Source organism: Belliella kenyensis, from assembly GCF_022549675.1.
GTDB classification, from domain to species: Bacteria; Bacteroidota; Bacteroidia; order Cytophagales; family Cyclobacteriaceae; genus Belliella; species Belliella kenyensis.
In genome coordinates this window covers 146,105-170,804 of record NZ_JAKZGR010000008.1, presented here as the reverse complement: position 1 = coordinate 170,804, position 24,700 = coordinate 146,105, and the positions used below count along the sequence as shown (strand labels likewise).

The 24,700-nt window shown below is 36.2% G+C and carries 16 protein-coding genes and 1 CRISPR repeat array (1 of these 17 only partly in view); of the genes, 9 read left to right on the top strand and 7 right to left on the bottom strand.

What is annotated here, in order from left to right; all coding sequences use genetic code 11:
• Positions 1–37: 37 nt before the first annotated feature.
• Genes MM214_RS10265 through MM214_RS10255 form a run of 3 tightly spaced genes read right to left on the bottom strand, consistent with a single transcriptional unit; the run spans position 38 to position 3,312 of the window.
• Entirely contained in the window at positions 38–2,545 is a 2,508-nt protein-coding gene (locus MM214_RS10265) for a DUF4268 domain-containing protein (protein WP_241295042.1), read from the bottom strand.
• Positions 2,546–2,551: 6 nt separating this feature from the next.
• On the bottom strand, positions 2,552–3,118 hold the full coding sequence (locus tag MM214_RS10260) for a hypothetical protein (RefSeq protein WP_241295040.1): 567 nt from the start codon (positions 3,116–3,118) through the stop codon (positions 2,552–2,554).
• 44 nt (positions 3,119–3,162) lie between these two features.
• The gene (locus tag MM214_RS10255) at positions 3,163–3,312 is read right to left on the bottom strand and encodes a hypothetical protein (protein ID WP_241295038.1); all 150 of its coding nucleotides are present in this window, start codon (positions 3,310–3,312) and stop codon (positions 3,163–3,165) included.
• A gap of 196 nt (positions 3,313–3,508) precedes the next feature.
• Here MM214_RS10255 and MM214_RS10250 point away from each other — a divergent pair, with 196 nt between their 5' ends.
• Positions 3,509–3,760 (top strand): hypothetical protein, encoded by a 252-nt coding sequence (locus tag MM214_RS10250; RefSeq protein WP_241295035.1) that lies wholly within the window; start codon positions 3,509–3,511, stop codon positions 3,758–3,760.
• Positions 3,761–3,966: 206 nt separating this feature from the next.
• On the opposite strand, the gene MM214_RS10245 is transcribed toward MM214_RS10250, so the two are convergent.
• Complete coding sequence (locus MM214_RS10245; RefSeq protein ID WP_241295032.1) at positions 3,967–4,527, bottom strand: hypothetical protein; 561 nt, start codon at positions 4,525–4,527, stop codon at positions 3,967–3,969.
• Positions 4,528–4,685: 158 nt separating this feature from the next.
• Here MM214_RS10245 and MM214_RS10240 point away from each other — a divergent pair, with 158 nt between their 5' ends.
• From MM214_RS10240 to MM214_RS10215, 6 genes are all read left to right on the top strand, one after another.
• A complete protein-coding gene (locus tag MM214_RS10240) occupies positions 4,686–4,985 on the top strand; it encodes a hypothetical protein (protein ID WP_241295029.1) in 300 nt (99 codons plus the stop codon).
• Positions 4,972–6,984, top strand: a complete 2,013-nt coding sequence (locus tag MM214_RS10235; RefSeq protein WP_241295027.1) for a MutS-related protein — start codon at positions 4,972–4,974, stop codon at positions 6,982–6,984. The genes MM214_RS10240 and MM214_RS10235 overlap by 14 nt, the downstream gene beginning before the upstream one ends.
• A 156-nt stretch (positions 6,985–7,140) precedes the next feature.
• A complete protein-coding gene (locus MM214_RS10230) occupies positions 7,141–9,939 on the top strand; it encodes a helix-turn-helix and ligand-binding sensor domain-containing protein (protein WP_241295026.1) in 2,799 nt (932 codons plus the stop codon).
• Positions 9,940–10,132: 193 nt separating this feature from the next.
• A complete protein-coding gene (locus MM214_RS10225; protein ID WP_241295024.1) occupies positions 10,133–13,189 on the top strand; it encodes a SusC/RagA family TonB-linked outer membrane protein in 3,057 nt (1,018 codons plus the stop codon).
• A 24-nt stretch (positions 13,190–13,213) separates the two neighbouring features.
• On the top strand, positions 13,214–14,860 hold the full coding sequence (locus tag MM214_RS10220; protein WP_241295022.1) for a RagB/SusD family nutrient uptake outer membrane protein: 1,647 nt from the start codon (positions 13,214–13,216) through the stop codon (positions 14,858–14,860).
• Positions 14,861–15,001: 141 nt separating this feature from the next.
• Positions 15,002–16,522: a glycerophosphodiester phosphodiesterase family protein gene (locus MM214_RS10215; RefSeq protein ID WP_241295019.1), complete on the top strand. Its 1,521-nt coding sequence runs from the start codon at positions 15,002–15,004 to the stop codon at positions 16,520–16,522.
• A 177-nt stretch (positions 16,523–16,699) separates the two neighbouring features.
• Here the strand turns inward: MM214_RS10215 and MM214_RS10210 are convergent, their stop codons facing one another.
• The 3 genes from MM214_RS10210 to MM214_RS10200 are packed head-to-tail and all read right to left on the bottom strand — an operon-like array spanning position 16,700 to position 19,871.
• Entirely contained in the window at positions 16,700–17,104 is a 405-nt protein-coding gene (locus MM214_RS10210; RefSeq protein ID WP_241295016.1) for a hypothetical protein, read from the bottom strand.
• Positions 17,105–17,111: 7 nt separating this feature from the next.
• Positions 17,112–18,791, bottom strand: a complete 1,680-nt coding sequence (locus MM214_RS10205) for a T9SS type A sorting domain-containing protein (protein ID WP_241295013.1) — start codon at positions 18,789–18,791, stop codon at positions 17,112–17,114.
• A gap of 6 nt (positions 18,792–18,797) precedes the next feature.
• Positions 18,798–19,871: a right-handed parallel beta-helix repeat-containing protein gene (locus MM214_RS10200; RefSeq protein WP_241295010.1), complete on the bottom strand. Its 1,074-nt coding sequence runs from the start codon at positions 19,869–19,871 to the stop codon at positions 18,798–18,800.
• Between the two features lie 169 nt (positions 19,872–20,040).
• Between MM214_RS10200 and MM214_RS10195 the strand changes: the two genes are divergently transcribed.
• Together MM214_RS10195 and MM214_RS10190 are read left to right on the top strand one after the other, a co-directional pair.
• Positions 20,041–21,033: a hypothetical protein gene (locus MM214_RS10195; RefSeq protein ID WP_241295007.1), complete on the top strand. Its 993-nt coding sequence runs from the start codon at positions 20,041–20,043 to the stop codon at positions 21,031–21,033.
• Positions 21,030–21,308 carry a hypothetical protein gene (locus MM214_RS10190; RefSeq protein ID WP_241295004.1) on the top strand — a complete coding sequence of 93 codons (279 nt, stop codon included), beginning with the start codon at positions 21,030–21,032 and terminating at the stop codon, positions 21,306–21,308. The genes MM214_RS10195 and MM214_RS10190 overlap by 4 nt, the downstream gene beginning before the upstream one ends.
• A gap of 161 nt (positions 21,309–21,469) precedes the next feature.
• Positions 21,470–24,700: a CRISPR direct-repeat array (repeat unit 30 nt; unit sequence ATTTCAATTCCTATATGGTGCGATTGAGAG) (it continues 3,341 nt past the right edge of the window).

Sequence of the window (24,700 nt, the reverse complement as noted above, 5' to 3'; positions counted from 1 at the left end):
AGTAATTAACAATTAATCTATTTAAGTCTAATTGATTTTACTTCAATCTTAATATCTGCTCCTTAAAAGCCCTCTCAAACTTGGGCAAGTTCTCAATAAAGAATTGGTTCATTTGAACCCAATCTTCTTCGTTGAAAAGGTTAATTCCTTGCATCTCAGTCTTTATTCTGGACATTTTGTTATCAGGTAATTCTTGCCATTCAAGTGGGCTTCCAAAAGCTTCTTCAATTTCAGGTTTATTTTGGTAAAGTCTCTTAAAGTCTCGCTTGTTAGTTTCTTTTGAAGAGGACAAAATACCTAATTCAATTCGAACACAAGACTTGGTAATGATCATTGTAAAACTAATTCCAGATTTTCCAGCTCCGGCACTTAACCAATGATCTTTTGTTGGTTTAATGTTGGTAAATAAGTTTGTACCCACTAAAAGCGGAATAAGCTGCTGCCAGTACTTTCTCCTGATAGAATACCTCCCTGGTTCACCACTGTTTACTGCCCCGCTTTGATACTTTATATAAAGCTCCTCTTCCATTTCAAAAATGGTCAATAGCTTTTTCAATACACTGAATTTGGTGTTACTGTCTATATTCGACTCAACAAACCAACCATTGGCGATTTCTCTGCCATCCCGAAAGTCTTCAACTTTTCTGGTGATTTTCAGCACTTCTTGCCCCTCTACCAGTAATTCAGAGTTCTTTTGGAAGAGTTGTTTCAAGACATAAAAATACATCTGTACCACTGCATCCTCCTCTATCTTAGTATCTTCGAATATGAAGTATTCGAGTTTCTTATAGGTAGGAGGATCAGCATCAAAAATATTCTGTTCCTCAGCATCATTCTCGTCGAAAACCACTACTTCAGGAAACTCCCAAATCTTCAAAAATCGTTCATAGATAATCTTAAAGCGCTCTTCATAAGCATTGATATCCCATTTTTCGATTTTCTGGAGATAGGTGTTAAGCCATAATCTACTGTAAGCATATCCCTGTTCAAGACCATTTTCATTCATCGCTTTTTTTTCTTGAAAGGATCTATTACTCAGTGAGCCATTATTTCCAGACAACGTTAGGTTCCCAATAGTATTTACATATTTCTCTTTAAACTCAAAGAATTCTTCGGGTGTAAGCTGTTCTTCCCATTCCTTACTTGGTGTCCGTGGGAAAATATGTTCCACTGTGATCAGCTCACTGGAAGTATCGACATGCTCTTTGTTATTGAAGTTTTCCAGTAGTTCAAAAAGATAGTTTCTGTTCTTTGCTTGGGTATTGTAAAGATCTTTGTCTTTTAGTGCAACTCTGATTTCTTCATTGGTAGGGAACTTCATGCTACCTCCCTTTTTCAATAATGCAGCTGCCATCGAATCACAGTACTCCTCACTGTCAATCTCCGAATAAAGAGTCATGAAAATCTTATTCAGGGCATTAGTAGGAAGTCCTACAATGAATCTTCTCCAAACAAAGCTCTGGACCAATTTCAAAACTTTGATCAGCTCTTCTTTACTGATGATACCATTTTCTTCATCTTCAAATACCTGTAGTAAAAAAGGGTAGGCTACATTGATTTCCAGCCTGTGGATATATTCCAACTCTTTTCTGATTCTACTATCTTGCTCAGATGATGGGTTTACAAATTTTTTGTAATGGTAGGAAAGCGACTTGATGTTTTCTAACTCCTGCTGATAATCCTCATCCTTTTTGTCTTGATAGAGACTTTTAAATTCGGTATACACCTTATTCTTGTTTGGGATTTTCTTGTTCTTGAGAGTCAGGTAGTCACGGATATAATCAGAGACCAAAGATGTCCTCTTGGTGACATCTCTAGCATTTTGCTCAATAGGACTCCAGATGGATTCATAAACTTGATTTTGCTTCTGGGGAGGAAGATCCATCAAGATAAAATTCCGGATCAAGTCTGACTGAGAAAGATCCAATCCCGTAGAATTCAAGCTCTCAAAAATTCGCTGTGGATCATCTTTACCTCTTTCAAGGGATATCTCAACAAATATCAATCGATGAAGCCCTTCCAAAATGGTATGAAAATTTGCCTCGGTTATTATTCCTCTGAAGTAATTGTAATTTTCAATAACATTCGAATAATCATCAATGCCCTTTTCTGTTCCTTTTAGGATGGCTTTGAAAGCTATTGAATTCGCATCCGTTTGCTTAAGCTTAAGCTTACTGACTTCCTGTTGCACATACTGATTGATCAGAAAAGTATTATAGAGCATATCTGCATCTTGCTGTCTGTTATTTTCAAGAGCAAAGCGATACAAAGCAACAAAGAGAATATTGATGGTGGTCAAACGCTGCTGCCCATCGATAATGACCAACTCCCTTACCTCACTGGTGCTGTAAATTCCTTCATGAATAAAAACAATACTTCCAATAAAGTGGGAGCTTCTATCCTGTTCTCTTACAGAAATGATGTCTTTTAATAACTCCCCACATTCAGCGGTAGTCCAGTCATAATTCCGTTGATAAACTGGGATTACAAACTGTACCCTTGGTGTCTGTAAAAAGTTGATGATTTGTAGTTCGTTGGCTTTCATAAGTTCTTAATTCTTTAAAAATTCAATTTTCAATAAAGTTTCAGTTGGAATCATCGTAGCGATATCTGAAATATCACCGATTTTTATTATAATAGGCTTCTTTGAACTTGAATTAATTACAAAGCGAAATTCGTTTTGGTATTTAAACTCTTCTCGTTTGGAAAAGGAATTTAGTGAAATTGGAATTGGTGGGGTTTTGTAATAGACGGCCGGCCCATATTTAATTTCATATTTTGAAGCTTTCATAACCTTTTCTAAAAATTCACGGGGATTGATTATCAAAGCGTAATCTCCAAATTCTAAAATCCTTTTATCGAAATGAATTTTGCCTTCCCAAAACTCAGATGTTACCATATACATTGAAAATAGGTGGCTTATATCGGTATCCCCATTGATTTTTGCATTTCTAAACTTAATACCAAATTCTTCTAAAGAAGGGGATCTAAAATTAATTAATTGGCTGTACTTTAGCCCTTCAGCAAAATCACCTCTTAGGTAATCGCCTACATCATTCTTTCTAAAATATTCAACAGTATTAAAATAAACTTCTCCATTTTTTAGAAGTTTTTCCATATACTCTTTCTGGCCAATCTTAATAATTTTTTTAATTGTCAAGTTCACCCTTCACCCCCTTCTATTACCCTAATCTCCTCCTCAGTCAACCCATAAAGTTCATAAACTAATTGATTGATCTGGGCTCTTACAGGTTTTACTTTTAAAAATGCTTTATTTAATGCCTGCCTTGGTTTAAGATATTTATGGTTCATTCTCTCTGATTTGTTATTGAAAAATTTCAACTAACAATTTGCTTGTTTTTGGTCGGATTTGCAATAAAACGAACTCAGTACTTTATTTTTTTGAACAAATTTGACAGACTTTTGCTGAGGTGGATTACTTCAGCTATTTGACTATGATTATTTTTATGAGAATATTATAAGTGGAAAAATGTCAATAATATAAACAATGGATGTTTTTGAGATTTTATCAGCGTTGGATAGGAGGGAAGAGCAAATTGAAATCAAGCTCAAAAAGATCATAGAGGCGAATTTAAATCCATTTCCAATGGATAGAATACATAAAGCAAAGTTGCTGCTGAAGCTTATCTATGAATTCAAGAAGCATGTAGAAGCCGATGAATTTATACTAGCGGGGATGAAATTGAGGGATTTGGAGATTGAGGGCTTGAAGATTCTATCTCTGCATGATCCGGTTTGATAGGAATTATAGAATTTGAAATTACAGATTCAATTAGTGTCATTCTACTTGAAACTCTAGGTTTTTTGATGACGCTTTGCATAATCTAAACAGGTGGTACTACTCTTAAACAACTAAAGCAGAAATATGTCGATTAGCATGAATGAGTCTTAGATTTATAGCTGTCAAAACCATTGGTTTTTTTGTCACAAATGTTCAATGGATTTTCACAACTTCTCAGGGGCAAGTGATTTGTGTGTGATTCTCCATTTTTCTTTATACACTGATGAGTAAATGATTTCCCACTCCAAACCTGCTACATAAAGTTGGTCCATCTCTGATTTGAGAATAATGGACTCATTTAAATCATCAATTACTTCGAAAATTGGTATAATTTCTCCAGCAGGAATCAGTCTTCCTGGATAAATATTAGAATGTAGTAAATGTTCTAAGTTCTGGATGGTGTCACTTTTTTCAAATACAAATGGTACCAAGTCTATAAAACTTGTTTTCTTCCCCTCAAAAAAAATATTTACCTCTTCCAATACTGCAGGGCCAATTCCTTGATTTGTTAGTATGATTTTAAAATTAGGTGTATAAGAGCCTCTATTTGAAATGTCTATGTACGGCATAGAGGATAGGAGTTGTTGTTCTCTCAGTATCTTGGTCTGATAGATCAATACCAAAAAAGTCATAAACGAAATGAAAATAGCAGAAATACTTAGAATCTTATTTACATCCCAAAAATCACTACTAAATAGCTTGGGTTTTGCTTGAGTTTTCTTCATAAGTTGAAATCAGGGTGAGGTGCTAATTTATTGAACATAAGTGAAAAAGGAAACAGGTTTTGCTAAAATCACAAAAAACTATAGAACAAGTTTGATGATGGATTTTCAAATAATCATCTTATATTTAAATCAATAATCCAAAAACTAATCAAGCAAGATTGAAGAATATTCTATTATACTACAGAGAAATTAACAGTTTCAACCTCCCATTTTCAATCTTGATAGGTTTTTTATTTCTTGTACTTGACGAAAACTTTTTAAGAGGATTTATGCTTTCATTTATCTCTGGAGGGATGTTTATTGCACTGTATTTATTTGAAAAGCGATACAAGGAGAAATATTACTTTTATTTTAATAGAGGCTATTCTAAGCTAAAATTGATTGCGTACACTCAAGTATTCAATGTCTTGATTTTTATCATTTATTTCACGCTAGAAAGGCTTCATGATGGAAAGTAATCAACTTGAAATAAGTGGAGTTATAAAGAAGGTAAATCATAAGACAGTTATCTCGGATATATACCTTCTTTGCAAAACGGGTGAAGTCTTAGGGATATTGGGTAGAAATGGTACTGGAAAATCTACGCTCTTTCAAATCATCTTTGGGACACTCTCAGCAGATGACAAAATGATACGAATCAACAATGTCGTCTTTCAAGAACCCTACAAATGCGGAAACCTTATAGCTTATCTTCCACAGCATAGTTTTTTGCCTACAATCCTGACTATCAAAGGTATCATCAATCAATTTGTTTCAAACAAAACCCAGCGTCAGAAAATTCTAGAAAACGAAAGAATTTCCAAACACCTGAACAAAAAAATCACCTCATTATCTGGAGGTGAACGCCGGTATTTAGAAGTTTTGTTGATTTGTCATTTGCCAGTCAAATTCATTTTGCTTGATGAGCCATTTTCTGGGATTGAACCTTTGTACAAAGAACTGATCAAAGCATTGATTTCCACCCATAAAATGGAAAAAGGTTTTTTGATCACAGATCACGATTATATGAATATTATAGATATCAGTGATCATTTATACTTGATGAAGGGTGGGGCTTGTCTCCAGGTGAAAAACTATAAAGAAGAGCTTGTATACCACAATTATTTACCCAGGGGAACTTTTAGCGAAAATAAAGAAATGACGAAACTACAGCCCTTTGGAATAGATCAGCAGACGCTAAAAGACTTAGATTTCTTTGATTCATTTCAAGAAGGTGATTTGTTCGCTTTCTTCAATCAGGTAAGCACTTCTGGGGGAAAAATTAAGTTGTCAGAAATCATCAAATCCCCCTCAAGGAATTTGGAAGAAATTGAAGGACGGAGGGACGCAATTAAATTTTTGGCGGAAAAACAAATCGAGTTTAACATCGACAAAAAACAGCTTAATGCTGTGGAGTATTATCTTCGATCCAGTATCCCCTTGTTCAAGAAGGGATTTGAGGTATCTCTAATCCAGTGGTTGAAGAATTTTTTCAGGCCTTCTGGGAATTACTACATAGTAGAGACAGGTGTAAATCACATACTACAATTCATTGTTTTTCTCCATACGGTAATTGAAAAACTATCAGACGAAACACTTCCCACTTACCTTTCAAAGATATCCTTCAGGATGACAGAGATACTAAGCAGGAGAGAATTGAATGAAATCATCGAGATAGATGAAAAGATCTTTCCAATAGGGAAGTATGATCAATATTTTAGAAGAAGTAAGGATATATCAGAGCTTTTGGAACTCATCTATCTACTAGATGTGCTTGAGACAGTGGGTCAAGTGGCTGAAAGGCATCAGATGTGCTATCCAGAATACATCACCCCTGAAGACTCGATGGTAGATATCAAAGGATTGTTTCATCCTTTGGTAAAAGAAGCAGTTACCAATGATTTTAAACTAGACAAAGAAAATAATTTATGCTTTTTGACTGGAGCAAATATGTCTGGAAAGTCTACTTTTCTTAAATCCTTCGGTTCTGCAATGTATTTGGCTCACCTTGGTTTTCCTGTCCCTGCAAAATGTATGAGAACTACCCTATATAGTGGTATGATGACTAGTATCAATCTCTCAGATAGCCTTAAAGATGGGTATAGTCATTACTATAATGAGGTAATGAGGGTAAAAACGATGGTTAATTCATTAAAGCAACACAAGCACATGATCGTAATCATGGATGAATTATTCAAAGGCACAAATGTAGAAGACGCATCAGATGCTACATCCATGCTGACAGAGGCCCTATCAAAAATCCCGACCAGTCTTTTTATTATTTCCTCGCATAACATAGAAGTAGCAGCTAGGATCAATCATATCAAAAACATTTCCTTCAATCACTTTGAGTACAAAGTGATCGATAATCAGCCATATAATACATTCAAATTGGTATCAGGAGTATCCAACGATCGAGCAGGATTACGCATCTTAGAAAATGAAGGGATTTTTGAGATGTTAAAATCCATAACCTAATCGAAAACTGACATAAATTTTCTATTTGGTTGGCGATGAAATTGCCTTTATTAAGCTATGTTGATTCGCATCTCAGCAGTTATATATTATTCATAATACTGGCTTAATAATATTTTTGAAAAAAAGCTTTATTTTTCGATCAAAACAAAACCCAAAATGCCCTTAAGATTTAGTTTTTTATTGATATTTTATTTATCCTTAGTTTCCTATGAGACAAAGTCCCAAGAGTCGTTTCCTATTATCAACTTTAGCCCTAGAAATTATGATGCAGGCAATCAAAATTGGGAAATTACCGAAACTGACAATAAACGGCTATTTTTCGCAAACAATGAGGGTTTGCTTGAATACAATGGTGCTAACTGGAAACTGTATCCATCTCCCAATCAGAGTGTGATTCGTACAGTAGCATCTTTTTCAGACTATATTTTTGTTGGGTCTTATATGGAGTTTGGCTATTACCAAAGAAACGCCAAAGGCCAACTTCAATACATATCTTTATCCAAAGAAGCAGAGATGCTCGAAGATGAGAATATTTGGCATATCAAGATTATAGACAATCAAGTGTTTTTTCAGTCATTGGATAGACTCTACATATATGACATACCACAGCAAACGCTCAAGGTGATTACGGATGAAAAGTCTTATGTAAGGATATTTGAAGTTGATAATCAACTTTTGATTCAAAAGAAGGGTAAGGGGATTTTTAGACTTGAAATGGGTCAAGAGAAACTATTTTTGGAATTACCGGAGAAAATCAATAGTGACCTTGTTGTAAATATTGTAGAATCAGAAAATGGGAAATTGATTTTCACTAGACATCATGGGATTTATCAGGTTGTGGGAGAAAAAGTAGAGAAATTACAGACTGATTTCAATAAGTTGTTTCCAGATAGAAAAATTTTCAGTGCAAAAATAACATCAAGTGGAGATATTTTAATTGGAACTATATCAGAAGGTCTAATCCAATTGAATAAAAATGGTGAATTCATAGGTGTTTTGAACCAAGGAAATGGGTTAAATAACAACACAGTATTGAATATATTCGAGGACTCTCAGCAAAACATATGGCTTGCATTGGATAATGGGATTGACTGTATTAATTACAAATCCTATGTTACTGAGTATGTTAATTCTCAAGGTGTACTAGGGACTGTATATGCAACCCTTATTCACAACAACAAAATATATTTGGGATCAAATCAAGGTTTGTTTTACAAAGATGAAGCAATAAATAACAGTCTTCAAATGGTACCTGGGACAGAGGGACAAGTTTGGTCCTTGTATGAGTCAGGTGGTGTACTTTTCTGTGGTCATGCATTAGGTGTATTCAAAGTCAATAATGGAAAAGCTGAATTGTTTTTAGATATTCCTGGAGTATGGGGTTTCAAAGAAAATCCATCTTTACCGAATTCTATTTTTTTTGGAGCTTATTCAGGTTTAGGCAGGATTTACAATAAAGATGGGAAATGGGATGCTTGGGAAAAGATCGAAGGCTTTGATTTTTCGGCAAGATTTTTTGAGATCATGGATGATTCTATATTTTGGGTTAGTCATGAAAACAAAGGTTTGTTTAAAATAATGTGGGACTCCAATAGCAACAAAATCTCTAATGTCTTACGATTTACAGACCTTCCAAATCTATCAGGAGCCTCACTTGTTAGCTTTGATGAAAAGATTTTTTTCAGTAGTTTAGATGGAGTTTTTGAAATCCAAAGAGATGGTTCATTAATCAAAAATCCATCATTGAGTAAATTGATTGATCCAGAGACTTTTTTATCTGCAAAGCTTATAAATGATCCTATCAATAGGAGGGTGTGGTCATTTAATAAAAATGGGATCACTTATGCCAGAAAAAGTGCCGCAAAAGAATCCTATGAAACAGAATCATTCTATATCCCAAACAATCTTAGAAGATCAGTAATTAGTTTTGAAAATCTAAATACTATTGGAAAAGATCAGTATATTCTTGGAAAGACAAATGGATACGTAAGGCTTGATTTCAATAAAAATAAAAGTCCAAAACATCATATTCATTTGAATAGCGTCACGGTTTTTGGTGATACTGTGATTCTCGCTGATATAGACAAACCAGCTTCACTGAAGTTTGCTAATCGTACTTTGGAGTTTTCATACTATGTGCCTTTCCATGAAAAATATAAGGAAGTACAATACAGCTACTTTATAGAAGGCTACCATAGCCAATGGTCCGCTTGGAGTAATGACAGTAAAGTGAAGTTTGAAAATCTTCCCTTTGGAGCATACACTTTCAAAGTGAAATCTAGAATAGGAGATTTTTCTTCTGAAAACTATGCATCTTTTGATTTCTCAATAGAAAAACCTTTTTATTTCTCATATTTAGCCATCTTGATCTACATAGCCATTTTGGCCCTTTTGGGTTTTATAATTCACAAATCCTACAAAGAGCATTTTTTTAGAAAGGCAGAAGAGGCAAAGTTGCAAAATATAAGAGAACTGGAGAATATTAAGATCAAAACAGAACAAAAGATAATCGGACTAAAAAACAAACAGCTTGAAGTCGAAATTGAAAGTAAGAACCGTGAGCTTGCCATTCTTACTATGAACAACATCAAGAGGAATGATTTCTTGATAAAAGTAAGAAAGGAACTCAAATCTCAAACAAACTTACCTGAGAATTCTACAGTCTATAAATTGATCGATAGTAATTTGAACAATGAAAAAGATTGGGATTTTTTTGAAGAAGCATTTAATAATGCAGACAAAGAATTTTTGGAAAGGGCCAAAAAAATTTGCCCTGATCTAAACCATAACGATCTAAAGTTTTGTACATACATAAGATTGAATCTTAGTGCTAAGGAGATTGCGTCTTTACTGAATATTTCTACTAAAAGTATAGAGGTGAGGAGGTATAGGTTGAGGAAAAAGTTAGGTCTTGATCAAGATGTTAATTTGACAGATTTTATACTTAGTATATAGCCCTACATTACCACTACAAGATGAAAAAGAATTTTTATTTATATAGTGGATGTTTTTCAATTTGTGTTATAAATAATTGATATACATATTTATATGATTAATTTTTTCAGGTAGCAATTTTGTATAGGCATACAAATTTCTTTCAATTTCCTTTCTTGATAGTTTTGAGTTCATTAACAAAACCTAGAAGAATATGGAATACAAATTACCAATCAGAAGGCTAAAAAGCATTCTCCTATTATGGCTAGTTTATATAGGGCTTTTTAGTGTTTCACTTGCGCAACAGGAAAAAACTGTAAGGGGCGTAGTAAAAGATGAAATTGGAGACGGAATCCCTGGGGTATCTGTCTTAATAAAAGGAACTACTATTGGAACCGTCACAGACTTGGATGGTAATTTTGTATTAGCAGCACCTTCCTCGGCCGAGACAATTATATTTTCTTATCTGGGCTTCACTAAGCAAGAGCTTCCAATAGTAAGCACGCTTATGGAAGTAATTCTTTCACAAGATCTGAGTAATCTCGATGAGGTAGTAGTAGTAGGGTATGGTACACAAAAGAGATCGCAGATTTCTGGATCAGTATCAGTAATTGATGTTGATAAAGCAACCTCGATTCCCACCACCAACGTAGCAGAGATGATAAGAGGTAGAGCAGCCGGTGTACAAGTGACTCTCGGATCTGCTAGACCAGGTGGCACATCGAATATCCTGATCAGAGGTAGGAATTCTATTCGAGGAGGAAATGCACCATTGATCGTATTGGATGGTTTCCCAGTGGATAATATCAACGATATCAATCCAGATGATATCACTTCAATCGAGGTTCTCAAAGATGCTTCATCTCAGGCCATATACGGTGCTAGGGCTTCCAATGGGGTTATTTTAGTCACTACAAAGCGACCTAAAGAAGGTAAAATTGCAGTCACTGTGCACTCATATATGTCATCACAAAACCTGACCAAGAATTTCGACCTTTACAATGCTGAGGAATTTGCCCAATTGAGAAGAGAAGCGAGGAGAACAATGAACCCAATTGTCGATGGACAGCAAGCATACAGCGATGATATTGTGAATTTTGGTGGTAGCACAGAGGCTCCAGAGTATCAGAATTTTATCGCAGGAAACTATGTCAATTGGGAAGATGAAGTATTGCGGACGGCCATTATTCAAAATCACAATATCAGCTTGTCAGGAGGTACTGATAGAACTAAAGTCTTTTCGAGTATCAATCTTTTTGATCAGTCAGGCCTAATCCCCACTTCAAATTTCACTAGAGGAACTTTTAGAATCAATCTTCAACAGAAAGTAACAAATAAGCTTACGCTGGAGACGAATTTAAATATGGGTAGAGACAATCAACGACGTGAATCCTCTAATCTCGACTTTATCACAATCTCTCCGTTTACTGGCCCTAGAGATTTAGAGGGTAATTTGGTAAGGGAAGTCGCTGGTGCAAATGCAAGTAGTGCGACAATCAACCCTTTGTGGAACATTAGAGAGTCTGATAATAACATTCAGTCAAACTTTTATAATTTGAATTTTGTCGCAACATACAAGTTCAGTGATAAATTCAGCTACAAACTCAATGCACTTACTAGCCAAAGAGCAAGTGAAGAAGGTACTTACATTACACGTTTACATTCGGCAGGTGTAACACCAAACGGTAGAGCTACTTTGGCTAATGCATCGAGAGAAGAGTTTTTGATTGAAAACATTTTTAATTATTCAGATCAGTTCAATGATGACAATGTTTTTGATTTCACATTTGTTCATTCCATAAATGAACGTACTAATGGTAGGACTTTCTCCACTGGAACTGGTTTCGGTAGTGATATACTTGGATTTAACGGTATTTCTAATGCGTTGAATTTCAATACACAAAGAACGCAACAGGAATTTAAACTAGCGTCATTTCTAGGAAGAGCAAGATATACATTGAAGGATAAATATCTACTGACTGTAACTGGAAGAGCTGATGGCGCTTCAGTATTTGCTGTCAATAACAAGTGGGGTTTTTTTCCAGCTGCTTCATTTGCCTGGCAGATGCATAAGGAGTCATTTTTGGCAAACTCTAATTTGATTGATGAATTCAAGTTAAGAGCAAGTTACGGTTCGGTAGGTAATCAGTCTTTGGATCCTTACACTACCTTGGGAGTAGTAGAGAACTATCCGTATGTATTTGGAGGTCAAATTACAGGTGGTAATTTACCGGGGAATTTACTCCCAAATCCAAACTTGACCTGGGAAACTTCTACTACATTTAATGTTGGGTTGGATTTTGGGATCATTCAGAACAAATTGACAGGTAGCATCGAATACTACAATACCGAAACCACAGATTTGCTTACAGATATTTCTTTGGGAGGGACTTCTGGGTTTACCACCATGATTACCAACGGTGGGAGATCGAAAAACAATGGTGTGGAGCTATTTTTGACAGGTCATATTATCAACAAAAGAGATTTCAACTGGACAATGACAGCAATGGCTGCCAGAAATAGAAATCAGATTTTATCATCGGGAATTTTTGACGAAGCAGGAAATCCTAGGGATGATTTGAATAGAAATAGATTTATTGGAAGACCTATCAATGTGATCAGAACGCTGTTGTTTGATGGTATTTTCCAATCTGATGAAGAAGCTTTGGCATCTGCACAAGGAACTTTGAATGGAACTGTTTCTCCATTTCAGAATGTGACTACTTTGACTGCTGGAGCTATCAGGCTGAAAGACGTGAATGGTGATGGGGTCATTGATATTGATGACAACGTTATTTTGGGCACAGACCCTAAGTGGTTTGGTTCTGTCACATCTAATGTACGCTACAAAAACTTTGAACTATTTGCAGATATGTATATTGTCCAAGGTGCCACAAGATTCAACCCTTACCTAGCAAGTTTTAATGAAGGCGGGACATTGCAATCTGTGAGAAACGGCATAAAAGTAGACTATTGGACACCAGAAAATCCATCTACAACTTTCCCAAGACCGAACTTCTCAAGCGCTCCGGCAAATATTTCAACTTTGGGTATCGCCGATGCATCTTATGTAAGGTTAAGAACTGTAACGCTTTCCTACAATTTCAATCCTGTTTTCTTGAATAAGTTCAAAATGACAAATGCCAGATTGTATTTCACTGGAACAAACCTTTTGACCTTTACTGATTACAAATCATATAGCCCTGAAAATAACCCTGGTGATTTTCCAGATGCTAAAGTTTACACTTTAGGAGTTAATCTTAGTTTCTAAATTCTCCATTAAAAATTAGTAACAATGAAAAAGTCATATATAAAAATTACAATGCTTCTCTTGTTAGGCTTTTCAAGTCTAATATCCTGTACCGATTATTTGGAAGAAAAACCAACGGCGCAGTTTACGGCAGATTTTGTCTACAATACAGCTGATGGACTTGAGGCGGGAGTGGTAGCCTTGTATGCTTTGCATAGATCCTTTTGGGAAAATCAAGCAAACAACGGCTCAAATGCCATAATCATTGATTCCAAAGATGATTTGACAGTACCAAGAGGAGGGGAGATTTCAAATTATGGAAGGATGCGAAATGGAACTCGTGTCGATAATAGTGGTGTATATGGAAACTATTGGAGACATTATTATAGATTGATAGATAGATCTAATGCCTTGATACAAGCAGCTGAGAATATTACCAATATTGAGGAACAAAGAAGATTGCAGATTTTGTCAGAAGCCAAATTCTTTAGAGCGCACTCGGTATTTATTCTTTACAAATTATTCAACAATATATATATCACTACCGAACCTACTACGCCTGAAAATTCATCATTGATTATAAATGATAAAACTCCAAAAGAAGAAATTTTCACATTGATCAAAAGCGATCTGGCATTTGCTATTCAAAATCTACCTGCAGCAAGTTCAGAGCCAGGTAGAATTAGAAATGGTGTAGCAAGACATGTTCGAGCAGAGGTAGCTCTATGGGAAGAGGATTGGCAAGAGGCAAAAGTTCAATCGGAGGCGGTAATTAATTCAGGTACGCACTCACTTGTTCCGAATACAGGGCTTGTCTTTGCAGGTGATCTGAATCATTCTGAGGCTTTGTGGACACTTCAGTGGAGAGCCCAAATAAATGGTATCGCTCATAGAATTAACTTCAATTTAATGCCAAATTATGCCGAGTTGATACCCGGATCTAGATATACTATCGAGCAAGGAGGTCGTGGTTTTGGTTGGTTGACATTGAACAATTACCTGAGGGATTTGCTAAATGAAGACCCAAATGATACAAGGATAAGGGGTACTTATTATATTCAAGACTATGTCTATAATGATCCCAATACCATTCCATCTGATAAAGTCTTAGGAGAAAAAATCATTCATCCTGATTGGCAAGAATTTGCTTCCACTGCTGCCAATAGAAATTTTTGGTTCATAAGACTCAATGCGGGATGCAAAAAGTATTTTCCTGATAATGGTATTCCTACTGAAAACAATCATTTTAAAAACATCATGCTCTATAGGCTAGCAGAGACTTATCTCTTCGCAGCAGAGGCAAATTTCAGACTTGGAAATACGAGTGACGCCATTTCTCAATTAAACGCTGTAAGAACTCGTGCTAATGCTGCACCTGTATCAGAAATTTCATTAGAAGCCCTTCTAGATGAGCAGGCTAGGGAACTGGCGTTTGAAGGTAGGAGATGGTATATGTTGAAAAGAACTGGTAAACTTTACGATCATATCATCACTTATGCAGGATATGGTATGCCTGGAGACAAGAGCATAGAAAACTCTACTGCTGGTGGTGCTAATAATACAATAGAAAGGCCTTTACCATATAGAAATGATGCAAGAGCTACTATGGAACCCCATATGGTAAATTGGGTTATTCCATTGAGTGAAATCAATCTTCTTGGTCCAAATTACCCTCAAAATGAGGGGTATTAATTAAAAAAGGGTGATTGAGTATATGGCGTTTTAGTTTGCCTTTTTCAATCACCTTTTTTTTAACCCTTAAATTGAAGCGCTCAGTTAAGGTTTTGTCGTGATGCGCTACTTTGATATGTTTGCTGTATAATTAATTTATTTATGAAAATATTACTATTTGTTTTTGCTGTTTTATGTATCTCTTGTAATCATCAAGCTTTTCAAACACAGGATGATCAAGAATTGCATACAAAAATAATAGCGCATAGGGGTGCTTGGAAAAAAAACAACTTGCCACAAAACTCCCTAGCTTCGTTAAGAAATGCGATTGAACAGGGCTATGATGGTTCTGAGTTTGATGTACGCATCACTAAAGATGATACATTGATAATCGTTCATGATCCAATTTACCAAGGATTGAATGTCGAGGAGTCCACTTACCTTGAATTGATAGAACTCCCTCTTTCCAATGGAGAAAGACTTCCTACTTTATTGGAGTATTTGAATGAAGGGATGCTTGATAATCCTAAAACTAAATTGGTTCTGGAAGTCAAACCTTCTGAAAATGGTACTATAAAAGGACAATATATAGCCGAAAAATCAATGGCTTTGGTAAAGAAAATAGGTGCTGAAAGTAAAGTGATCTATATCAGTTTTGATTTTGAGATCCTTAAAAAGTTAAAATCTATAGATAATACTGCATCAGTTCACTATCTAGAAGGTGACAAAAATCCAAAGGAAGTCAAACAGAATAAAATTGATGGAATCAACTACCATTTTTCTAGGTACAAAAAAGACACATCCTACTTTTCAGAAGCAAAAGAGCTAAGTTTAAAGCTTAATTCATGGACTGTAAATGATCCTGATGTAATGGATTGGCTGTTAGATAATAACCTAGACTATATCACTACAGATGAACCTGAGATTTTGGCAGAGAAGATTTTTCTTAGGGAGAAGCTAAAGGACAAAGAATTGGTATGGCAGGATGAGTTTGATTATGATGGGCTTCCTGATTCCACCAAATGGTCATTTGATATCAGAGGCAATGATTGGTCTTGGGGCAATAATGAACTACAATGGTATACTGATTCAAACTTAAAAAATGCAGAGGTTTCTAATGGAACTTTGAAGATTACCGCGCATAAAGAGTCAATTGAAAACAAAGAATATAGCTCAGCAAGACTCAGGTCTCTGGGACAAGGAGATTTTAGATATGGATATTTTGAAATAAGTGCCAAATTACCCACAGGAAATGGCACATGGCCAGCCATATGGATGCTCCCGAGCAATTCTGAGAAAAGGTGGCCTGAAGGTGGTGAGATTGATATTATGGAGCATGTAGGCTTCAATCCAGACACAGTCTTTGCCACGGTACATACCAAAGCCCATAACCATATCATCAATACCCAAGTAGGAAAAGATTACCTACTGCCTAGTGCGGTTTCTGAATTTAATGTTTACAGTTTGTATTGGGACGAAGAAATTATCAAGGCTTATGTAAATGGTATTTGCTATTTTACTTACGAGAAAAATGGGCAAGGCACTGATGTATGGCCATTTGATAATGAATTTCACCTACTCCTGAACCTAGCAATAGGAGGGGGCTTGGGGGGTAAAAAAGGAATAGACGACAGTTTGTTCCCACATATTTTTGAGGTGGATTATGTCAGGGTGTACCAGTGATTAAATCCCTTTAAATTTTTTTATTCCCATAACCTAATCGAAAACTGACATAAATTTTCTATTTGGTTGGAGATGAAATTGCCTTTAATAAGTTATTGAGAGGAGGGGGTCGTCTTTAGCCTTATTCAATTCCCCCTTGGAGCTAATAAGCTAACCAAGGGGGGGATGACTAGATTTTTACTTCAAATTGAATTGGGTGACGACATCACCCATTTTGTGGTTTTTATAGGTGTATTCGAAGACTAACTTATTTGCTTGAATCCTGCCTATGATTTTTAATGCAATATTTGAATTTAAGATGATTTCATTTCTATCGGTATTCAAGACCCATTTTCCGCTATTAGGGAATCCTGGTATGCCTTGAGTAGTAAAGTTGAAGTCACCATTGGGGTAGAATTGGATTGAGAAGCCAGCATGGCTTATCCGCTGGCCAGCAGTTTCGATAGACTCTATCTGCCATGATTTTGCCAATAGATCCTTAGCAGGAGGGGCTTCGGGACTACCTTCTTGGCTACATGAGTATACCAGCATGAGTAAGCCGAGTAGATTTATGTATAAGTATGTTTTTGAAATCCTATGCATGATTTTGTTATTTTTTGATGAACTTAACTCTTTCTAACAAACCAACTCCTTCAAGCTGAATCATGTAAATCCCCGGAATCATTTTATGAAGTTCGATTGTCAGGGTTGATAAGCTTTGTTGACTAGAGATTTCTTGGACCATGTTTCCAGAGGTATTGAAAATCCTAATCCGATCAAGGTGAATATCCCTTCCAAAGTCAAGATGTAATCGGTCATTAGCAGGATTGGGATATACTTTTAAGTTCGAAATTCGTATTTCTGGAGTGGAAGTAATGGCTATTGTTGCTGAAGTAGAAGTACATCCACCTATTCCAGTAACTACAACATGGAAAATACCAGACTCAGTGATGTTAAGTTTTTGGGCTGTGGCACCAGGGATTAGTTCACCATTTTTGAACCATTGGTTACCTTCTGCCGCACTTGACATGAGAGAAACTTCAGTAGAAATTGCGTCTGTTCCATCTACAGTCACTGTAGGTACAGGAGGAGCTTGATTCTTTTCTACGATGCTAACCGAAAGTGTTGATTCGCAACCTTTCGCATCCTTTACATGTACGATGTAGTTGCCAATACCCAAATCTGAAAAGCTATTACTTGATTGGAAAGTGGCTTGGGATGAAAGCTTATAGGTATAAGGAGCTATTCCACCAGAAGTATTTATAGAGAAGCCTCCAGTGTTGTCATTCGTACATTCTGGTTGAGTTAAGTTTACAGCCTGTAGCTCAAGTTTAGTAGGACGACTGATCGTGAAGGATTTTTCTGTGATTCTTGTTATCGCCTCTTTTTCCCTTACATATGCGGTATAATTCCCAGAAGTGAGATTTTCGAATACATTGGAAGCTTGATAGTTGACGTTATCTATACTGTACTCCAAAGCAGCTTCTGATCCAGTAGCTTTGATAATTGCCTTACCATCATTGGATTCGAAGCAAGTCAGTCCAGTAGCCTCTATAGTCTCTATCGATAAAGGAGGCCTGATAGAGAAATTTGCACTCACAGTATTGCTTTTGATGCCATTCTCTTCAAAGGCTGTGATGTGAATGGTGTAATCCTTGTTGGCTTGAAGGTCAGAAAGATCGCCGATTAGGCTTAGGTCTATATTGGCAGCTGGATTTGGAAGGTTATAGGTGTAGAGCTTGTTTGGTGCTCCTTCACCCACAAAATAGTATTCCAATCTAATTATCCTCGGCGGGAAGCTACCCTTTCGATTGAAGAATGCTACCTGTTGTGTTGTGGACCAATTGCCTTGGTCATCGAGAGAGCGTATTCCCAAAATGTGAAACCCATCAGAAACGTTGTTCAGAGGAACATTGTAGTTGATATATCCATTTTCTCCCAGAGTAAGTGGGATGGAAATTCCTTTACCGATACCAGGTTCATCATCTATAAAGTACTCTATTTTTTTGATGTTTGAAGATTTGTTGTTTTCTACAAAAAAAGGCTCCAAAATGGTATGTGACCATTTTCCATCCGATCCTTTTACCCTCAAGCCCAATGTGTGGAATCCTCGTGGCAAGTCAAGAGGTACATTGAAAGCTTTTTCTATTGAATGGCCAACTTGGAATTCAATACTTCTGGCATTTCCTACTCCTGGATCCATATTCAAGAAATATTCTATCCTTGAGATTTGGCAGAAACCTTGTGTAAATAGGAACATCAAACAAATAAATAATACAGGCTTTTTCATTGTGCCTTAATTATTTGTTTTTGCCTTTATTTTGATATTCAGACCATTTTCCTGACTTCCGAAAGTGGCTACATCAAGCTCATATATCGAAGGGATAGCAGGAAGTCCTGAAAGCACATATGGTGTATTGCCGCCAAAAATTCCCGGCTGAGCACCTTGGTAGCCAGCTGTAAGGTATGGTGAATCCGATTTTAGCACATACTGACCATCCGTTGAAGCCGAAGTAGGCCCTACAAAAAGCTGATTCTCGTTGTATATCTGATTGCCATTTATTGTTGCTAATGGATTGTTCCCTCTAAATAGATTATTTTGATTATTACTTGAGTTAATTGTATAGTTTGTGTTTTGAGAAGTGATGATGTTGTTTCTGAACGTTGTAGTTGTAATGTCCACAGATCCATTTAAAATATTGTTTTGGATAGAAGTGAAAGTTCTTTGTATTGATGAGAAGCCAGCAGTTAAATTTCCATTTAATATATTATTATCAAAAGTAATGTCTGAAAAACCAAGGTTGGCTGTACCCATGAAAAAAACAGAACTGCCAGTTCTAGAGAAGTAATTTTGAATGATTTTAATGTTTTTAACTGTATTCCAGATTTGTAAATTATTAGAAATTAAGGATCTCATAATTAACAGATCATCCGCCTCTATAAGAAATGTGTGATTTCCATTTCTTGTACCAAAAACCAACCCAATAAAGACTGATCCCTTAGCTGTTGCTTTTACATAAATGACATTAAATATACTTAAAGTATTTGAAGCACTAGTATTTGGATTTTCTAACAAGAAATAACCCGTACCAATTACGGTTAACCTCTTGGTCATTTCTAGATTTCCATATTCTATGGTGGATCCTTCCACCATCAAAGTGTCTCCTTCTGATGCAAAGTTGTGTGCTTCTTGAAGGGTGGCATAGATTCTTTGGGAATGGTTAGTGGTCAATTGGTTGTTGACACGTCTGATTTCACCAAAGCTTTTTGTTTGAGAAAAAGTAAAGACCATGAGGGAAAGAAAGCAAACCTTAAAGGTATTGCTAAAAGTTGATTCCCAAGAATTGGATCTGTTGTAAAGTGTTTCCATAAGTTTAGATTTTTTGGTTGAGTTTAAACACAAACCTATACTGAAATTTTTTTAAAAAAATCACCAATACTAGTGATTCTATGTTATCTTTAAATAATTTAATTTGCATTACATAACTGTTAAAATGAATTTTGAATCATTTTATGCAACTGATTAAATCTTAAAAATCATGAAAATCTCTCTTAGAAAGCCTGCTTATCCAGTTCAGCTGTCATTTATATTTTTAATTGCGCTCATTTTGGTGTCTTGTTCCGAATCGGCAGAGCCCGATAATCCAAAAAATGAAGATAAAGCACCAGAAGAAGTTGTCAATCCACCCATAGACCAAAATCCAGAATTTTTTGCTCAACTCCAGGGTAAGTGGATCTACGGTGAAAGTGCTAAAAGCAGTGGAAGAATGGGGCCCAAGTTGGGTAAAAGATCGGAAGGGGTTGACTACCTTTTGAATCATACGGGTGCTAGGTTGATGGATGATTATCAGGGTTTTATAGAATTTCTTGCTGATACTACCTTTATCTTTAATGATCCAAAAGTATTGGTCAGCTCAAAGTGGGATTTGGAGTATGGAAAGTTTCAATTCGATGTAGAAAACAAAAAAATAATATTGGGAGAATTTGGAGAGTTGATCATTCAAGAGATCAATGGTGAAAAGGTCAAGTTTGACTTGAAAATAAAAGCATCAAATACTTCATACAGTTTGGAAGGAGAGAAGAGAGGCTTGCTGGATCAGGCAGAAAAGAGAGCGGTGATTTCAAAAATTTGGGAGCTCAGCGATGAAAACGAATATGGCAGGGAAGAACTAAGAGATTTAAAAGAAAATGGAGTTAGCATTTATGATGAAAATTGGGAAATCAAAGAAACTTTTTACCCGGAGGGTCTGATACTTAGATTTACTCCATCAGGCACCTTGTTTTCGGGACATATTCTAAATGGTCAAATAAAAATATTTGATATCACAAACTGGAATTGGGGTGTAAGCGAATCAACACAACTAGTGACTAGTTATGATTACAATCAATGGCATTGGGAAAGTGATGATATCCACTATGAGTTGAGGATTTTGGAGTTGGTAGAGACCCGATTCGTTCTTCTTGAAAAGTGGTATAATGATTATGAAGATAAATTTCATGAAAACACCATAATTTTAAAAGCCTACAAATGATGAAAAAATACATTTCACTATTGACTTTCTTATTGCTGTTTGGTGCTTGTGCTGATGATGACAAACCAGGAAATTGCGAGTATCAAAGGGAGTATGATGATTTTGAAGCCAAGCTCAATTTATTTATAGAAAACACAAATTCTTTCAACTGCAATGCTGTCAGACAATCAGCCATCCGTCTACTCAATAAACTAGATGGCTGTGCAGGAGTACAGGGAGTAGAAGAAGCCGTGAAGCAATGGCGGGATTTGGACTGTAATATTTCTGGAGGCTAATCGGTGCGAGCAAACATGATAGCATAAAAAATATCAACTTGTTCATCAGCAAAAATTGTTAGGAAACATACTTGATGTTATTTAGGAGAGTTGAATAAGGTGTTTCTAGATTGAATGATTGAGAGCCTTTGCGAAGCATCTGACCGACCGAGGGAGAAGATCTTTCAATTCCTATATGGTGCGATTGAGAGCGTATTTTCAAAAAATACTGGTTTTAATAGACCTTTATTTCAATTCCTATATGGTGCGATTGAGAGTTCTTACCAAGCGCCAAATGGCTTATCTTTTGGCGTATTTCAATTCCTATATGGTGCGATTGAGAGAATTGATTGGTTTTAATTGATTGATAATGTCTATGAATTTCAATTCCTATATGGTGCGATTGAGAGTAAAAGGAAAAATCCACTTGCTGAATTCTTTGTTTTATTTCAATTCCTATATGGTGCGATTGAGAGTTCATATATTCGGCAGAATAGGGCTATCTTTTCATTATTTCAATTCCTATATGGTGCGATTAAGAGTAGCTGATTTGGCTAATTCATGATCTTGAGCCATGCATTTCAATTCCTATATGGTGCGATTGAGAGATTTTGAGCCATGCTGGACATCTCCATGGTCCAAGCATTTCAATTCCTATATGGTGCGATTGAGAGAGAGACACAATCATAGAAGGCTATAAGCCTAAAATTATTTCAATTCCTATATGGTGCGATTGAGAGGAGTCAAGAAATTTCAGGTAGGGGATCAAGCTTAATATTTCAATTCCTATATGGTGCGATTGAGAGCAAGAAGCTATGTCAGAAACCATTAGAGATGGTCTTATTTCAATTCCTATATGGTGCGATTGAGAGATATCACTGTGTCAGAGCTCGAAGGCATCAAAGGAATTTCAATTCCTATATGGTGCGATTGAGAGAATAACGGAATCATCTCTTTGAACATTGATGACAAATTTCAATTCCTATATGGTGCGATTGAGAGTCATGTTGTTGCATTTTTTATAATCAAACCAAATCTATTTCAATTCCTATATGGTGCGATTGAGAGGCTTCTATATTCTTTGAATCTTCTGTATAGTATACTATTTCAATTCCTATATGGTGCGATTGAGAGAACCGAGAGAAGACGGATTGACGAACACAATCACATATTTCAATTCCTATATGGTGTGATTGAGAGAAGAACTATCTTATAAACTATCTTTCTGGTCAATGATATTTCAATTCCTATATGGTGCGATTGAGAGTGATGTTCTATAGTTAATATTTGACGATCCATTGACATTTCAATTCCTATATGGTGCGATTGAGAGTTTTGAGGGCAATTCTTGCAAAGCCTTCTTTCTTGCTATTTCAATTCCTATATGGTGCGATTGAGAGAAGCGGAAGCAGGCACAGCAACGACAAGAAGAGCTATTTCAATTCCTATATGGTGCGATTGAGAGATTTGGTCTAAGGTAGACCTTTCTGCCTTTAAATTTATTTCAATTCCTATATGGTGCGATTGAGAGAGGCATCAACCAATAAACCTACCCTTAATTTCGTTTCATTTCAATTCCTATATGGTGCGATTGAGAGGTATCTGATGAAATTCCAAAAACAACCGATAATGTTATTTCAATTCCTATATGGTGCGATTGAGAGCAAAGTAAATTCAGGATCTACAGGATTAGCTTCTCTATTTCAATTCCTATATGGTGCGATTGAGAGCTAGATGAAATCATCTACTGTTCTGGTGGATCGGAATTTCAATTCCTATATGGTGCGATTGAGAGCCATACCTGCATACAACCCCCTATGCTGAATAGTGTATTTCAATTCCTATATGGTGCGATTGAGAGATGTTTATCCTTATGCTCCTTAGCGTACTTTTCCGCATTTCAATTCCTATATGGTGCGATTGAGAGTATTAGCTATTCTGATCTTGCGAGTTCGGGACAAATATTTCAATTCCTATATGGTGCGATTGAGAGCGGCGGTACTGGTCCATCTCCCAACTCAATATCTATCATTTCAATTCCTATATGGTGCGATTGAGAGGCATTCAGCAGCACAACCTCAGCAACCTTGACCCTCATTTCAATTCCTATATGGTGCGATTGAGAGTTTGGATTTGGTTGCTTCCTATCGAGCGGATCAGTTATTTCAATTCCTATATGGTGCGATTGAGAGAAAACTCAGTTCCTAGACCATACATTTCATCATCTATATTTCAATTCCTATATGGTGCGATTGAGAGTTGTGTGTCTTCCTGTTTTACTTTCTTTCCAGTTTTATTTCAATTCCTATATGGTGCGATTGAGAGACATATGAACAGTATAAAGAAGAGCAAGCCATCCACATTTCAATTCCTATATGGTGCGATTGAGAGATATTGATCCCTTGAGGTATTTCCCCATGAAGCTCCATTTCAATTCCTATATGGTGCGATTGAGAGTCAGAAAGAAGACACAGAAAACTAATTGAAAGAAATATTTCAATTCCTATATGGTGCGATTGAGAGCTAATAATTTTCTTCATGTCTGTAAGTGTAGCTTAATTTCAATTCCTATATGGTGCGATTGAGAGCCACCGTGAGAAAGGCACTCATACATTTCTTTTAAGATTTCAATTCCTATATGGTGCGATTGAGAGAGTATAAAGGAGATAGAATGTTTGGAAGCCATTTCCATTTCAATTCCTATATGGTGCGATTGAGAGTAGATGGAACAGAGTTGTTTTTTAACGCTCAAACAATTTCAATTCCTATATGGTGCGATTGAGAGACGTGGGAGAATAGACGCCAAAGAGTGCCTTACATGATTTCAATTCCTATATGGTGCGATTGAGAGTCCCAGACCCTAAATCAATCAATGATCAAGATAACGTATTTCAATTCCTATATGGTGCGATTGAGAGGGAGATTTAACCTCGTACAGTCCTTTTAGGTTAATTATTTCAATTCCTATATGGTGCGATTGAGAGATGAGAACGCTACAAATATACCTACACCATAGCTTGATTTCAATTCCTATATGGTGCGATTGAGAGAGGGTACAAAGTATTCTCCTGAAGGTTTGGCGATTGATTTCAATTCCTATATGGTGCGATTGAGAGGCAATGTCGGATAGGTTTCTAAAACCTTGTGACTTTATTTCAATTCCTATATGGTGCGATTGAGAGTCAGCCATTACAGCATCTCTAGTGCCTTCCTGAATTAATTTCAATTCCTATATGGTGCGATTGAGAGAACCTCACTTTCCAACCCTATTCCTGCGTTGATCTCATTTCAATTCCTATATGGTGCGATTGAGAGAAGAATCAAGACGGCTGAATCCATTTATGTGTCCATTATTTCAATTCCTATATGGTGCGATTGAGAGTCACTTTGTTCTTCCAACAAATCCCATATTT